Origin of the sequence: Aliivibrio fischeri, from assembly GCA_038993745.2 — a bacterium.
In the GTDB taxonomy this organism is placed as follows: domain Bacteria; phylum Pseudomonadota; class Gammaproteobacteria; order Enterobacterales; family Vibrionaceae; genus Aliivibrio; species Aliivibrio fischeri_B.
The window spans coordinates 1,756,074-1,771,854 of record CP160629.1 but is presented as its reverse complement, the minus strand read 5'-3'; the positions used below and the strand labels follow the sequence as shown (position 1 = coordinate 1,771,854).

The window sequence follows — 15,781 nt, the reverse complement described above, 5'->3', positions numbered from 1 at the left end:
TTTTTTACATACGTAATGCTGATTAAATTGAAATGTTATAGTAATATCGCTCTTCCAACAAATAAGACAAGTGTCTAATAATAAAGATGTGGATTTAGGATGAAACAATATTTCAAAATAGCAGTGGTTGCTTCAGCATTGATGAGTGTGGTTGGTTGTCAAAGTACAAACGAAGAGACAACAGCAGTAGAACAAACATCAGAAATAAATACGCCTGTAGTTTCAACATTTGAGGCGCTACAGGAACAATATAATCTTGATAAAACGGTATTTGATTCAGCCGCTGAGTTTGAAATTTACTCAGAAGATTCATATAGCCTAATGATGGATGAATGGAATGAAGCAAAAGAAATTTATCTTGAAGTAGAGCAAGAGCCTGCATTAATAAATGAAGAGTATTCGATGTTCTCTTCTGGTTCTTACTCCGCAAAATATATCGCATTAATTAAGAGTGCTAATTTACAGTTAGATAAATTAAAAACGTATAAGAATAAAGCTGATACAGTTTTGTCTGATGCCATTGCGCAAATGAACTATATGCAATCTATAGATGTTGCAAAATATTATCCGCAAGACTTCTCTAGCCTATACAATCAATATAAAGCTTTGTTTGTAACTGTAATTGAAGAAGACATTGCTGAAGCTCAAACTGAACAAGCTGAGTATCTAACAAAAGCAAAAGTGATTGAGATTGATACATCATTAACAATTCATGTTAAGCCATTAGAAAAAGAATTTTCTCAATTGACGCAAAAAGGTTTTAAAGCCATTGCACCTATTAGTTATGGACAAACAAAAGCAGAACTGGATAAAACGAAAAAAGCGGTTCAAGCAAATAATAGAGATCAAGATTTAATTGCTGATGTAGTTGCTAAAACTCGTTTTCAATTAGATCACTTAAAAAATATGGCTGCTGAAGTTAAGCTATTAAAAGCAGTAAAGAATGGTCAATTTGAGCAATCGGTTTTAGAATTTGAAAATAAACTGTTATCGATTTCACAAGCAATAAATGGTGATGATTACCGTGATCAGCCATTACGTATGCAAACAACAGAGATCTTATCTGCTGTACAACAAATGCATGCTATAAATAATACCGCTGATTTAGAGAAGAAGATTAAAGAGTTAAATTCAGAAATCGAAACATTAAACGGTACGATTGAGAAGCAAACAGATGCAAGAGCAAATGTTCAAAAACAAGTTCTAGTATTAACGCAACAATTAGAACGAAATGATAATTTAATAAATAACTTGAACAGCGTAATTGCAACATATAAAGCAAAAGAAGACGCAGAAAAGGCAACAGTGAATAAAGAAGCTAATGAAGCCCCATCTGATGTTGAAAAGCAGACGTCTCCAGCGCTTGAAACAGTTCAGGCTCAAGAAGCGGTGAAAGAAGAAGGGACAACAACTACCACTGATAATACTGAAGTGGTGCCAGTAGAAAGCACTGAGACTAAAGTTGAGCCTGCTGCAATAGAGACAACAGTAAATGAGACTAGTGAGCAGGTAAAGACAACTGACACTGATATTGAAACGAAATAATTATTTATTTACGTTGTAGTAAAGCACCCTAAGCATTGGTTTAGGGTGCTTTTTTATTGGATATTTATTCGTTTCTGATACACTGCGGCTGTTCACTTTTTTGAGGTACATCATGACATCACCAGAACCTAAATTAACCCGTCTGAATAAATTTATTAGTGATACGGGATATTGCTCACGAAGAGAAGCCGATAAACTTATCGATCAACAACGTATTACGATTAATGGCAAGATCCCTGAGATGGGAACGAAAGTAGCTGATGGCGATGAAGTTTTGGTTGATGGGAAGCCGTTAAAAGAGAAACAAGATCGTATTTATATTGCTTTTAATAAGCCTGTTGGAATTACTTGTACGACAGAACGACATGTTGAAGGAAATATTGTTGATTACATTAATCATGAGCAACGTATTTTTCCTATTGGTCGATTGGATAAACCGTCGGATGGTTTAATATTCTTAACCAATGATGGCGATATTGTAAATAAGATCCTGCGAGCGGGTAATGCTCATGAAAAAGAATATGTGGTTCGTGTTGATAAGCCCATTACTGATGAGTTTTTACAAAAAATGGCCGCGGGTGTACCGATCCTAGATACGGTAACTTTGCCATGTAAGATTAAGCAAGAATCTCGATTTGTATTTCGTATCACTTTGACTCAAGGATTGAATCGCCAAATTCGTAGAATGTGTGAGTACTTAGATTATGAAGTATTCAAATTAAAACGTGTTCGTATTATGAATATTGATCTAGGTAAGCTTGCTTCTGGAGAATGGCGTTATTTAAGTCAAGCTGAGATGGACCAGCTAAACGGAATGATTGGAACATCAAGTAAGACTGAAGAAGCGTCTCGCAAAGTAAAAGAGATTGATGGTAAAGTTCGCGTATTGAAAAAAGCGAGTTCAGGAAGAAATCATCATTCAAATAATACGTTTAAAGAAAATCGTCGTGAAAAAGCCAAAGAAGGGCGTTTTAGCAAATCGGCACCTAAGCGTAAAAATGATCGCAAAGAGCAAGGCAAGCCACAATCTGAAATAAAAGTGTGGCGACCAAAATAGACCGTTTTTTCAACATGTTAGCTGATTTGTCAGCATTTTGGCGATAAAGTCTACAAACGGAGAGTTAAATACTAATTTTTATTTGACTCTTTTTTTAAATCAGTTACATTAAGCCCCGTAAAGAGATGGCGCCTTGGCAGAGTGGCTATGCAGCGGATTGCAAATCCGTGGACCTCGGTTCGATTCCGGGAGGCGCCTCCATTTCTTTATGCAATGCGACACTAGCTCAGCTGGTAGAGCGCAACCTTGCCAAGGTTGAGGTCACGAGTTCGAACCTCGTGTGTCGCTCCAAATTAAAAATTATTGCAATAGCGATAATTACAGATGGTGTTTTACTTTTCGGTAATCGGCATCGCAAGAAATTGCGTGCCCTGGTGGTGGAATTGGTAGACACAAGGGATTTAAAATCCCTCGGCGTTCGCGCTGTGCCGGTTCAAGTCCGGCCCGGGGCACCATCTATTAGCTTACTTGGATAAGCAACTTAATATAAAGAATGGCGCCTTGGCAGAGTGGCTATGCAGCGGATTGCAAATCCGTGGACCTCGGTTCGATTCCGGGAGGCGCCTCCATTTCTTTATGCTATGCGACACTAGCTCAGCTGGTAGAGCGCAACCTTGCCAAGGTTGAGGTCACGAGTTCGAACCTCGTGTGTCGCTCCAAATTAAAAATTACTGCAATAGCGGTAATTACAGATGGTGTTTTACTTTTCAGTAATCGGCATCGCAAGAAATTGCGTGCCCTGGTGGTGGAATTGGTAGACACAAGGGATTTAAAATCCCTCGGCGTTCGCGCTGTGCCGGTTCAAGTCCGGCCCGGGGCACCATCTTTTAAGAAGGCTCATCAGAAATGATGAGCCTTTTTTATTCCTGCAAAAACGTTATTCCACAATAATCCATACAGCTATCTTCATACCTATTTATTATTCGTTTAAGTGTTATTTGTTTTTTAACTTAAATGGTGAAGTTTATGAAATGTATGTGTATGAACGATAAGAAAAAATTATAATTTAAAGCTCACTAGTGTAGTGAGCTTTTTTATAAAAAAAACATATAGCCGTCTAGATGTAAACATTTCCAAACCGAGTGAGTTACTGTATAATGCGCGTCTTTATTTCCTATTATATCATTTTTGCTTCAAGGCGAACACTATGAACCTTTCTGCTAAAACTGTTGTTGTCATTGCTATAGGCGCTGCGCTATATGGTATTGGTGGTTTACCAATGTTTGGTATTCCAGTCTTCGCAAACACAACATTAAAACCCGCTATGGCTGTGCTGGCACTATTCTCTGTGCTATATGGTCCAATCGTAGGCTTTCTGGTTGGTTTTATCGGTCACTGGGTGACTGATCTATTTGCAGGTTGGGGCGTCTGGTTTACATGGGTATTAGGCTCGGGTATTGTTGGTATGATTATTGGTTTATTTCCAATCATTACTAAGAACCGAATTGAATCTGGTTTATTTGATAAAAAAGACTTTTTAATTTTTGTTGTATTAGCTTTTTTCGGCAATGTGTTCGGTTATGGTACTTCTGCATTTTTAGATACTATTTTATATGCAGAACCATTTACAAAAGTATTTATGCAACTGTGTATTATCGCAGCTGGTAATACGTTCTTAATCGCAATTGTTGGCTATTTTATTTTAAACAATTTAGCGAAGCGTAAAAAACAAAGTACTAATTTAACAGAGGCGCCATAATTAATGAGCGTAACCTTTTCTAATTTCTCTTTTCGATATGCGTCACAGGATAAACCGACGCTGAAAAATATTAATCTAAGGATAGAGCAAGGTGAAAAGATCCTAATTATAGGACCAAGTGGAAGCGGCAAATCAACATTAGGTCAGTGTCTAAATGGCCTAATTCCGCACACCATTAAAGGTGAATCACAAGGTCAATTGACGATTAATGATACGAATGTATCTGAATGGAAGATTGAGCAGTATACCGAAAACGTAGGTACGGTTTTACAAGATACAGACAGCCAGTTTGTAGGGTTAACTGTGGGCGAAGATATCGCTTTTGCACTTGAAAATCAGATGGTTTCAAGAGCAAAAATGTATCCGATAGTTCGTGATACCGCAAAGATGGTGGATTTAGAGACATTATTGAAAAAATCTCCTTATGATCTTAGTGGTGGCCAAAAACAACGAGTATCACTAGGTGGTATTCTTGTCGATGATGTTGATCTTTTATTGTTTGATGAACCTTTAGCGAGTTTAGATCCAAAAACAGGTAAAGCGACAATAGAGATTATCGATGACCTGCATAAAAATAGCGGTAAGACCGTTGTTATTATTGAGCATCGATTAGAAGATGTTCTGCATAGATCGGTTGACCGTATTATTTTAATGGATCAGGGAGAAATTATTGCAGATATGACGCCTGATGCGTTATTGAAATCTCCTTTATTAGAGAAGCATGGTATCCGTGAGCCGTTATACATCTCGTTATTAAAGCGAGCAAATGTTGCTTTGGACGCTTTAAAGCCGATTACGCCATTAAGTGAAGTAAACCCAGTTCAATTTCATAAAGAAGTGACTCACTGGTTTAAAGAAGAATCTTTCAATGAAGCGTTAGTGGATACAGATCAAGCGTTATTAACCATTAAGGATCTAACGTATTCTTATGATGGTGAAGTTAATGCACTTGAAAATGTCAGTTTTACCGTGAATAAAGGCGAGTTCGTTTCTATTCTTGGTAAAAATGGTTCGGGGAAATCAACAATCACTAAACTGATCATGGGAGTTTTGCAACCTGATCAAGGAAGTATCCTATTAAGTGGCTCTGATTTATCTGAGTTGTCTATTTATGAGCGTTCTCAGAAAGTGGGTGTTGTACTACAAAACCCAAATCACATGATCTCACATCATATGATTTATGATGAAGTTGCTTTCGGCTTAGTTAATAGTGGATTATCTGAAAGTGATATTGAGAAAAAAGTCCTGAATGCTTTAGAACTGTGTGGTTTAAGCCGTTTTCGTCATTGGCCAATTGATGCTTTAAGTTATGGTCAGAAAAAACGAGTCACAATCGCTTCAATTTTGGTATTAGAGCCTGAGTTATTAATCCTTGATGAGCCAACAGCAGGACAAGATTATCGTAATTATACGTCCATGCTTGGTTTTATTAATCAGTTGAATAGAGATCTTGGATTAACCGTTATTATTATTTCACATGATATGCATTTGGTTCTTGAGCATACGACAAGAGCAATTGTTATTGCAGATAGCCATTGTATAGCTGATGAGCCTGTTTCGCAGGTATTTAGTCAACCAGAGTTGCTAAATAAAGCAAATTTAACAGTAACAAGCTTATTTGAGTTAGCTCAGAAAGCGGATGTTGAAAATATTAATGGTTTTATAACGCAGTTTATTACTGAAGAGTGTGAGAGTACGAAAAATGTCCACTAAGAAGCAAAACTTTGGAATTAACTATGTAGATATTGATACATGGTTACATCGTTTAAATGGCGTAACTAAGTTTCTTCTTTTTATCTCTTGGATAACAGTAGTACTAACAACGTTTGATTTACGAATTATTATTCCATTAATTTTATTTGGTTTATTTTTATTAAAAGAAACAAAAGTACCATACATAGCTTATAAACCGTTACTTATTGGTACATTATCGGTTTTAAGTATGAATGCTGTTTTTATGTTCTTACTTGCACCAAATCAAGGAAATGAATTGATAGGTACAACGACAGAATTGTTTCCTATTTTTGGTCATTATGTAGTTACACAAGAAACGCTTTTTTATTTGATAACGGTAACACTAAAATATTTTAGTATGTTTCCAATCGCATTAGTGTTTGTTTTTACAACGCACCCAACAGAGTTTGCAGCAAGTCTAAATCGAATTGGGTTACCTTATAAGATTGCATATGCAGTGAGTTTAACACTTCGTTATTTACCTGAAGTGAAAAGCGATTTTGTTAATATCATGCATGCTCAGCAAGCTCGAGGTGTCGATTTATCAAAAAATGTTCCTGTATTTACACGAATTAGTAATTTGGCGAAAATCTTAGGTCCATTGATTTTCTCAAGCTTAGACCGTGCTGATGAAATATCGAATGCAATGGTATTACGAGGTTTTGGTCGTGGGAAAAGCAGAACTTGGTTTAGCGAAAAAAGCATAACTAAAACAGATAAATTAATAATGCTGAGCCTATTTTTGGTTGTTTCTTTAGCTATTACTAAAAAAATAATGGATACATCAATGTTTTGGTATCCTTTATCTTAATATTATTAATTAAGATAAAAAATAGGCGTGTTATACGCCTATTTTTTTATTTTCTAATTGACTAAAATGTTCGATAACATCACAACTGATATTCTCATGACTAAATACGAGCATGTCAGTTAGTTTATCTACCATCATTTCTGGTTCTAGTTCGCTAAAAATTACATTGTTTACTAATTGTTTTATTAAAATTTCTTCGTGCTCTAGAAAACCTCGGGCATCTATCTCTGCTGGAATATCACAAGGTAAGCGATCAAACTTTAAAAAGCCATATTATGATTAACTGAAGAAGTTAACAGTTGTTCAGGGAACCACTCTTCACCTGTAACGACTTCAATATCATTGCCATGTTCTTTTTGAATGCTTTGTAAATTTTGAATCAATTCTGAAATTTTCACGTTAATTTCTCAAGGCGATGATTTATATTTTTTAATAACGACACTATACTCAAATTATAAAGTTGATTGAATTGTTTTTTACTTCAATTGCTTATCTGTTCATCACATATATCAAAATTTATTCATTTAGAGAGCTATTTTGTCTAATCTTTTTTATTTTCAAAAAAAATCATTGAACTGGATATTTTCATTTTTATTTATAAGTTTTTTCTCGATTGCGGAAGAGACCAAAAATACAAATGAAGAATCATTAGAAACTGAAAAAAACTGGGGTATTGCCGGGGTAATTAGAACAGCAAGCATTCCTTATGAGACTGAATCAGAAACAGTTTCAACTTTCATTCCAATGATGTTTTTTGAAAATGAATACGTGTTTATAAACGGCATGGAAGGTGGCGTTTATCTTTATGAAGCGAGCGATTGGCAATTTAGTGCTTTAATGAGGCTACGTTATTTTGATTTGCCAAAAGAAGTGCAGAATAAAGCGGGTGGAGATGTTGTTGATACTGGCCTTCAAGTGCGTTATCAAATAAATGATGAATGGTTTTTTGACTCAGAAGTGATGGTAGACCCTGAGTTTCGTTCCTATTTAAATTTTAAGTTAGGGGCTGAAATTAGTTCTGGTGATTGGTGGTTTAATCCAACAATCGAAACTCGATTTAAAGAAGCTGAGTTTAACAATTATTATTACGGCCTGAGTGAGGATTCTAACCAAAGTATTGGTTCGGGAATTGATTTTAAAGCGGGCTTTATGTCTCGCTACCACGTAATTTCAAATCTTTACCTTCTTGGCGGAACTTATGTGTCTCGATTAGATGATAATGCATACGATAGTCAATATATTGATAATCGTTGGGAGTATGAATATTTTCTTGGTGTCGGTTTCTTTGCTGAAGAAGGTAAACCAACAAGAAAAAATATTGGTAATAAACCTTATTTGAGAGTTGCTCATGGATGGGCAACGCCATCTAATATTGGTGATATTATTCGTTTAGATTCAGAAAAAGATCCGCATAATAACCAAATGACTTCGGTATTTTATGGTTTACCTCTGACTGATGAGTTGTTTTCACTTCCTCTTGATCTATATTTAACGCCTGGTTATGTCCAACACTGGAAATCAGATGTTCAGAATCTTAGTTCAGAATTTGTTGTGGCCATAAAAGCTTATGCGACAATCCCTTGGCCAACGAAATGGCGTTTTGGTGTGGCTGAAGGGCTATCATATATCAATCACGTATCATATATAGAACAAACAGAGATGGATAGAAAAGGGTATAGAGAAAGTAAACTATTAAATTATTTAGATTTTTCTTTTGATATTAATTTGGGCGATCTTTTCAATAAAAGAGAATGGGACAGTGTCTGGTTAGGATATAGCATTCATCATCGCTCCGCTATTTTTGAAAATTCATCGCAATATGGAAGAATTAAAGGCGGAAGTAATTATAATTCAGTTTATTTACAATTTGATTTATAAATTTAATTTTCATCCTCATCTTTAATATAAGCGCCTAAATAGGCGCTTTTTTATTAATTACACTTTTTATAGTTTGTGACGAAAATATGGCGGATAGACAGTTTAATGACATCTAAATCAATGAGTTAACTTTGCTATATGAATGTATGTATTGTTTTTTGAGCTATATCATAAAATAGAATGTAAGTTCTTCTTTTTGCGATATATCGTATTTTTATTTCTTTGCGATGAAAAATAAGTGGGGTATTATTTTTTGGAATGAAGATCAAAATAATTAAGGGTTTGTGTAAAGGATTACTATGAGCATTTTTCAAAAAATTGCAGTGGTGATGTTAATACTGTCGACTGGTATTCTTGTTTGGTATCACTTTGATGGTGACTCAAAAACATTAACTATCAGCCCCGAAAAATATCAATATTATGCAACGGATGATCGCAAAGTTGGTGGTATTAGTGATTCGGTTTTAGTTCAAACTAATGATAAGCCAACAATTAAGTGTGACCTAAAGCAAGGTAAATATGCTTGGCCATACTGTGAAGCTGCAATTCATTTATCAGATAGTATTTTTGAGGGAGTTGATCTTTCAGATTATTCAAAGCTTGTATTAGATATTGATTATAAAAACTCGGATCCTAATGGACGTTTACGTGTTTATTTACGTAATAGTAATCCTGCATATACTAAGCGTAATGACGCTGCATCGTTGAAATTTAATGGGATTGAATATGAACCTGGTTTTAATACTGGTCCTAAAGAGATTAGCTTATCTGATTTCCAGGTACTTACTTGGTGGATAGCGGATTACAAAGTTGCGGTAGAACATGCGTCACCTGAGTTTTCGAATGTTTCTATCATTGAAATAGCTACCGCTTCAGGAGTGCGTGAAGGCCACTTCGAAATGACCATAAACAGTGTTGAATTACGAGGCGTTTGGATTAAAGAAACAACCTTATTAAAAACGATTCTAGGTGCATGGCTTGTTGTTATTATTGCCTATGTTTTATATGAACAGCGTGCATTGAATAAGCGATTAAAAGCCAGTACTTATCGTGAAAGTCGTTTACGTAAATTAAATGATACATTAAAAGAGAAAAATGTAGAGTTTGCAGAATTAGCTCATCGAGATTCCTTAACGGGTGCTCGTAACCGTAATGCTGTTCGTGATTGGCTAGAACGTATGTCGCAGCAAGTTCGCTGGGGCAAGCAAACCTTTTCCGTGATTTATATAGATATTGATTTCTTTAAAAAAGTGAATGATGACTTAGGACATCAAACAGGTGATGATATTTTACGAGAGTTTGTTTTAGTGATTACTGGAGCAATTAAAAGTACTGATTTTTTGGTTCGTTGGGAGGGGAAGAATTTATCGTATTTTCTCCAAATAACGATCTTCAACAGGCAGAAGAAAAAGCAGAGTATATACGTCGTACTGTAGAGCATCACTTATGGTGTCATAATGAACGCTTAACATGCAGCCTTGGTGTTGCTGAGATGAAGGATGAACGGATTACTGAAGTGATTGCTCGTGCTGATGATGCTTTATTTAAAGCTAAGAATGCTGGGCGAAATAATGTAAAAGCCAGTTCTAATATTGTTAACTCAAGTTCAAATATACATTATATGAATTAAGTTCAAACCCTAGCTACTGAGGCTAGGGTTTTTTATATCTAATGGCTTTTTGTGAGTTATTCTTTAGGAAGTGTTCTGTGATCAATGGGTTCTTTAGGCCCGAGGAATTTAGGCTGTACATTAAAAATATATAAATCTAATACTGCTTTGGTTCTTGCTAATACTTCTCTAAATCTAATTTTTGTATTCGCCCAGCCAGAAGGGGATGGAACAACTAAACAAACCGTATCCATATCGAAATGATTCGCAATGAAAACAGCTCGTTGGCAATGAAACTGTTGTGAAACGATCGTTAAGCTATTTGCATCAAAAATTTCTTTTGCTCGCTGAACGGAATCTAGAGTACGAAACCCTGCATAGTCTAATGTTATTCTATCTTCTGGTATTCCTGCTTTTAATAAGTCTCGCTTCATTGTCCATGGTTCGTTATATGAACGATGAGCATTATCTCCACTGAGTAAAAAATGCGAAACTTTATTTTGCTTGAATAATTCAATTGCAGCATCAATGCGATATTGGTAGTAAGGGTTTAATGTACGACGAATATACTTGCTCGTGCCAAGAACCAGAGCCGTTTCTTGCTCTGGAAGAGCTTCAACCTGTTTATAAAGTTGTGACTGTGTTGATAGCGACATATAGACATCGGGAGCCAAAATAGCCGATGTAGCAGCGATAGCTACGATCAAAACTATTTTTATCCACTTTTTAAATGTCTCTATTTTTGAAACTGCCATTATCCCTCAACTTTAATGCATCATGATCATACTTGACGATTTTTTTGTGCCCATATACCGATAATAATAAAGGTCGAAAAAACAATAGCAAGCATAAAAGCAGGTTGTATAGAACGCAAAGCAGATGTGAGAAATGGTGATGCTTTTACAATCAACAATCCATACCCAAAAGCGTTAATACCAATAAAAGCACAGGTACGAATTAAAAAGTGTTTTCCAGCTAAGAAAGCTCTTAATGCACGGTTAATATCACCACCTAGCATGACAAGTGCACAAGCAATCATCGCTACTGAGATATCAGATAAATAGGGAGTTAAATAACTGCCCAAGGTATTAAAAAAAGAAAGTATTTGGTTCATAAGGTGTATACGATTATTTATTCATATTAAATATATCGGCCAGGCTTAGCAAAAGTTGAAAAAAAACCAGAGCAATAGTTACTCTGGTTTATAGTTAAATCATGTACTTATTAGAATGCTGTTCGTTTGTAACGACGGTATACCGGTTTCCAAAAGTAGCTTTCAATTTTTTGCTGAAGCGCTTCATCTGTGATTTCAAGAGCATGGCCCTGTTCAATCGCTTTTTTAGCTACGGCAAACGCAATTCGCTTCGATACACTATGAATCTCTTCTAATGGTGGAAGAAGTGCACCAGTACCGTGAATAGCCAGTGGAGAGCATTCAGATAGTGCTCGACTTGATTCCATCAGCATTTCATCCGTTACACGAGTTGCTTTAATAGCTAATACACCTAAGCCAATACCTGGGAAGATAAAACTATTATTACACTGAGCAATTGGATAAGTTTGACCATTGTGTGCGACAGGATCAAACGGGCTTCCTGTTGCTACTAGTGCCTGACCATCAGTCCAACGAATGATATCGTTTGGTGTAGCCTCTACACGGCTTGTTGGGTTTGAGAGAGGGAAAACAATTGGTCGTTCACAATGTTTGTGCATCTCTTGGATTACTTCTTTACTAAATAAGCCAGGAGCACCAGATACACCAATTAATACGGTTGGTTTTGCATTACGCATAACATCAACAAGTGAGAAGTTAGGTTCCTCAGAAACCCAATCTTTTGTGTTTTCAGCTTTTTGTACAAGACGTTGTTGGAAATCTAATAGATTCGGCATACCTTCTTGTAATAGACCCCAACGGTCAACCATATATACTTGTGAGCGTGCTTGTGCATCAGAAATTCCTTCTGATACCATTTGTGCAATGATTGCTTCAGCAATACCACAACCAGCAGAGCCTGCGCCTAGGAAAGTAACTCGTTGTTCTGATAAAGAACTGCCAGCAGCTTTACAAGCGGCAAGTAATGAACCAACAGTAACTGCTGCAGTACCTTGAATATCGTCATTAAAACAACAAATTCGGTTTTTGTAACGCTCAAGTAAAGGCATTGCATTTTTTTGTGCAAAATCTTCAAATTGAACTAGGGCTTCAGGCCAACGACGTTGTACAGCTTGAATGAAATCTTCAACAAAATCAGCGTATTCGTCGCCAGTAACACGAGGGTGACGCCAGCCCATATACATAGGATCAGCAAGACGTTGAGGGTTATTTGTACCTACATCAAGTACGATAGGTAATGTATGAGCAGGGCTGATACCACCACATGCGGTATATAATGCCAGTTTCCCGATAGGAATACCCATACCGCCGATCCCCTGATCACCAAGACCAAGAATTCGTTCACCATCAGTAACTACAATTACTTTAACGTTTTGGTTAGCGGCATTATTCAATAAATCATCAATGCGGTTTTTGTTTTCATAAGAGATAAACAAACCACGGCCACGTCGGTATATATTTGAGAAGTTCTCACAAGCTGCACCTACCGTAGGTGTATAAATGATTGGCATCATTTCACTTATGTGGTTTTGTACTAAACGGTAGAAAAGAGTTTCGTTTGTATCTTGAATATTACGTAGGTAAATATGCTTATCCATATCATTTTCAAAATTCTGATATTGCTTGTAAGCACGACCTGTTTGTTCTTCGATACTCTCAATCGCCTCAGGAAGCAAACCTTCTAAGTTAAAATATTTACGCTCTGTAGTACTGAATGCGCTACCTTTATTGAGTAGAGGAGTACTTAGAAGTGCAGGACCTGCATAAGGGATATATAGGGGACGTTTGTTGTTATTCATCGTTAGGCTTCTTCAAATCGAGAATGAACCACAGATCCTATGCCTACTTTAAGCAAATATCAAAGCGTGATTGAAAATAAAGTGCGAATAGAGTCATGTTTTTATCAATCAAATCCGTTAAAGTAGTGAAATATTCTATTATCTTTCGGTTTATATGTCTTTATTACCAATTAATGCCTTATACGATGAGTTTTCATCTTTAGTTAACCATAAAAATTTAGTGGTTGAATCTGAAACAGGTTCAGGAAAATCCACTCATTTACCTGTGTGGGCAGCTGAACATGGAAGGGTATTAGTTGTTGAGCCTCGTCGTATAGCTTGTACTGCTTTAGCGGATTACCTATCAACTCAACACGAGCAAACAGTAGGTGATGATATTGGGTACGCGATTAAGCTAGATGCTCAATACACAGTTAAAAGTAAAGTGGTATTTGTAACTCCTGGGATCGCATTAAAATGGTTTATGGAAGATCGATTAGTCGATTTCAATATCGTTATTATTGATGAATTTCATGAACGTCGTTGGGATAGTGATGTATTACTCTCCTTATTAAAGCTACACCAGCAGCATCGTCTTATCTTAACATCCGCTACAATGGATAGTACTTCATTGGCTCAGTATATTGATGCTGATGTATTACAATCAGAAGGTAGGCAGTATCCAGTAACGCATTGTTATATTGCAGCTCATTCCCAATATATGCCTTCAAATAAGGATTTAGATATACGTATATTGAGTATATTAATGAATTTAAGTGCTCAAAATGAACATGGCGATGTATTAATTTTCTTACCGGGTAAAAAAGAAATTCAACAATGTATCCAAGTTGTACGAAGTAAATTCCAAGACGTTCTTATTCTTCCTTTATATGCTGGGGTGAGTGATGATATTCGTCAACAAGTATTGACCCAATCTGATCAGCAACGATTTGTATTTTCAACGAACGTTGCAGAGACCTCTTTAACTATCCCGAATATTACGGTTGTTATTGATTCAGGCTTAGAGCGAAGAACTCATCAACGAAATGGGCGAACAACGTTATCATTACAAGCGATTTCTAAAGCAAGTGCCTTTCAACGGTCTGGTCGAGCAGGGAGAACACAGGCGGGTACGGCTATTCATATGTATGGTGAATTTGCGTCATTAGAAAAAACAACACCACCAGAGTTGCAACGGGAAGAGCTAGTGGAGCCTATGCTAGCAGCAGCAAGTTGTGACTTTGTTTTACGTAATATGCCATTTCTAGAAGTGCTACCAATGGCATCTCTGAGTAATGCTGAATTAAAGCTTCAAGCGATGAAAGCATTGAATGAACAGGGTGAGATAACTGATTACGGGCGCCGACTTTTTCCTTTACCGATTGATACGCTATTTTCACATATGCTTTCGGTGATTATTGGAAAGGCTGAGAAAGAAACCATTGTTGATTTAGTTTCTGCTTTATCGGTATCAAACAAACTCTATTCAATATCTAAAAAACAAGATGCATTAGAGGAATTTACTCGTTGGAATCCTAAAGGTTGTGATCTTATTACGTTAATTTCTATCGTTCGCGGTCATTCATGTGAAGGCGTTATTGTTGATAAAGAGCTGCAATCTGAAGCTCGTAAATTATCAATACAGATCCGATATGAACTTGGTTTACCTGATTTAGAAGTCAGTAGTCGCATAAAGCGTGAAGAAGTATTACTGCAACTCGTAGAAAAATTACCAGAATTAGTTTTTGTTAGAAGAGAAAAGCGAAAAGAAGCATTTGGTAATGGGAAGCAAGAAGTTTTACTCGACCGCAACAGTTGTTTTCCATCATCGTATGAAGCTGCACTGGTTTTTGATCAGTTTTCTTTACCAGGAAGAGGCTCTAAGCAGACATTAACCATTGCGACGGCACTGGCACCGATTGATTTATCGTTAGTTTTAAATTCTGGATTAGCTGAGTGTCGAAGTGGAGAGGTAATAAATCAGGATGGTGAATTTAAAATAATACATGAATTCTTTTATGCAAATCGGAAGTTGAAAACGGAATTTGTCGCCCCTGATAATACCGATAATATCGCAGTGATCCTCAATCAAGTTGATAGCGGTTTACTTATGCCTCAATTAAAAGAAGCAAGAGAGAAGGAGATTGCCGCTTGGAAACTGTATTGCCAGCTAAATAATAAAGAAGTCTCTTCTGTCACATTTGAGCGTTGGTTTAAAGAGCAATTAGAAGCTCTTGGTGTGAGCTCAATTGATGAGATGGAATTATTTGATGAAACAGATTTTGTTTTTCATGGTATCCCTGAGTGGGAGCTTCAAGACTTTCTAGATTCTTATCCTCAACAGTTGGTATTACCTGAACTTGTATTATTAGTTGAGTACTTTCCATTAAGTAAGCGAATTTTGCTGCATTACCACAAAGGACAACGTAAAGGTGATGTTAAACGTTGGGAGTTACCAAGTTGGTCAGGTTGGAAATTGCAGTATAAGAAAGCAAGTCGAACAGTTGATATCAAATAGTATTAACATTATGAATGTATGAATAAAAATCTTAGTTA

The 15,781-nt window shown here is 36.3% G+C and carries 11 protein-coding genes, 6 tRNA genes and 1 pseudogene; 14 read left to right on the top strand and 4 right to left on the bottom strand.

From position 1 onward, the window contains the following. The first annotated feature begins 99 nt into the window (after positions 1 to 99). The 11 genes from AAFX60_008525 (at position 100) to AAFX60_008475 (ending at position 6,846) form a co-directional block, all read left to right on the top strand. A complete protein-coding gene (locus AAFX60_008525) occupies positions 100 to 1,545 on the top strand; it encodes a hypothetical protein (protein XDF76809.1) in 1,446 nt (481 codons plus the stop codon). A 112-nt stretch (positions 1,546 to 1,657) separates the two neighbouring features. Then, the gene (rluF, locus tag AAFX60_008520) at positions 1,658 to 2,602 is read left to right on the top strand and encodes a 23S rRNA pseudouridine(2604) synthase RluF (protein ID XDF76808.1); all 945 of its coding nucleotides are present in this window, start codon (positions 1,658 to 1,660) and stop codon (positions 2,600 to 2,602) included. A 127-nt stretch (positions 2,603 to 2,729) separates the two neighbouring features. After that, positions 2,730 to 2,803, top strand: a tRNA-Cys gene (locus AAFX60_008515). Positions 2,804 to 2,817: 14 nt separating this feature from the next. Then, a tRNA-Gly gene (locus AAFX60_008510) sits at positions 2,818 to 2,893 on the top strand. A gap of 77 nt (positions 2,894 to 2,970) precedes the next feature. Then, a tRNA-Leu gene (locus AAFX60_008505) sits at positions 2,971 to 3,057 on the top strand. A 40-nt stretch (positions 3,058 to 3,097) separates the two neighbouring features. Next, a tRNA-Cys gene (locus tag AAFX60_008500) sits at positions 3,098 to 3,171 on the top strand. A gap of 14 nt (positions 3,172 to 3,185) precedes the next feature. Beyond that, positions 3,186 to 3,261, top strand: a tRNA-Gly gene (locus tag AAFX60_008495). Between the two features lie 77 nt (positions 3,262 to 3,338). Further along, a tRNA-Leu gene (locus AAFX60_008490) sits at positions 3,339 to 3,425 on the top strand. A 324-nt stretch (positions 3,426 to 3,749) separates the two neighbouring features. Beyond that, entirely contained in the window at positions 3,750 to 4,301 is a 552-nt protein-coding gene (locus AAFX60_008485; GenBank protein ID XDF76807.1) for an ECF-type riboflavin transporter substrate-binding protein, read from the top strand. A gap of 3 nt (positions 4,302 to 4,304) precedes the next feature. Further along, positions 4,305 to 6,014, top strand: a complete 1,710-nt coding sequence (locus AAFX60_008480) for an ABC transporter ATP-binding protein (protein ID XDF76806.1) — start codon at positions 4,305 to 4,307, stop codon at positions 6,012 to 6,014. Further along, positions 6,004 to 6,846 carry an energy-coupling factor transporter transmembrane component T gene (locus AAFX60_008475; protein ID XDF76805.1) on the top strand — a complete coding sequence of 281 codons (843 nt, stop codon included), beginning with the start codon at positions 6,004 to 6,006 and terminating at the stop codon, positions 6,844 to 6,846. The genes AAFX60_008480 and AAFX60_008475 overlap by 11 nt, the downstream gene beginning before the upstream one ends. 260 nt (positions 6,847 to 7,106) lie before the next feature. Here the strand turns inward: AAFX60_008475 and AAFX60_008470 are convergent, their stop codons facing one another. Further along, positions 7,107 to 7,244 carry a hypothetical protein gene (locus AAFX60_008470; GenBank protein ID XDF76804.1) on the bottom strand — a complete coding sequence of 46 codons (138 nt, stop codon included), beginning with the start codon at positions 7,242 to 7,244 and terminating at the stop codon, positions 7,107 to 7,109. 199 nt (positions 7,245 to 7,443) lie between these two features. Here AAFX60_008470 and AAFX60_008465 point away from each other — a divergent pair, with 199 nt between their 5' ends. Together AAFX60_008465 and AAFX60_008460 are read left to right on the top strand one after the other, a co-directional pair. Further along, a complete protein-coding gene (locus AAFX60_008465; protein ID XDF78907.1) occupies positions 7,444 to 8,724 on the top strand; it encodes a MipA/OmpV family protein in 1,281 nt (426 codons plus the stop codon). 299 nt (positions 8,725 to 9,023) lie between these two features. Beyond that, positions 9,024 to 10,354 (top strand): annotated as a pseudogene (locus tag AAFX60_008460) (GGDEF domain-containing protein). Between the two features lie 56 nt (positions 10,355 to 10,410). On the opposite strand, the gene AAFX60_008455 reads toward AAFX60_008460, so the two are convergent. The 3 genes from AAFX60_008455 to AAFX60_008445 form a co-directional block, all read right to left on the bottom strand. Next, positions 10,411 to 11,088, bottom strand: coding sequence for an ElyC/SanA/YdcF family protein (locus AAFX60_008455; protein XDF76803.1), 678 nt, complete (start codon positions 11,086 to 11,088; stop codon positions 10,411 to 10,413). 26 nt (positions 11,089 to 11,114) lie between these two features. Continuing rightward, on the bottom strand, positions 11,115 to 11,447 hold the full coding sequence (locus tag AAFX60_008450; GenBank protein ID XDF76802.1) for a DUF3392 domain-containing protein: 333 nt from the start codon (positions 11,445 to 11,447) through the stop codon (positions 11,115 to 11,117). A gap of 110 nt (positions 11,448 to 11,557) precedes the next feature. Then, positions 11,558 to 13,246 (bottom strand): NAD-dependent malic enzyme, encoded by a 1,689-nt coding sequence (locus AAFX60_008445; protein XDF76801.1) that lies wholly within the window; start codon positions 13,244 to 13,246, stop codon positions 11,558 to 11,560. Between the two features lie 154 nt (positions 13,247 to 13,400). On the opposite strand from AAFX60_008445, the gene AAFX60_008440 reads away from it, so the two are divergent. Then, positions 13,401 to 15,743 carry a helicase-related protein gene (locus AAFX60_008440; protein XDF76800.1) on the top strand — a complete coding sequence of 781 codons (2,343 nt, stop codon included), beginning with the start codon at positions 13,401 to 13,403 and terminating at the stop codon, positions 15,741 to 15,743. The last annotated feature ends 38 nt before the right edge of the window (positions 15,744 to 15,781 follow it).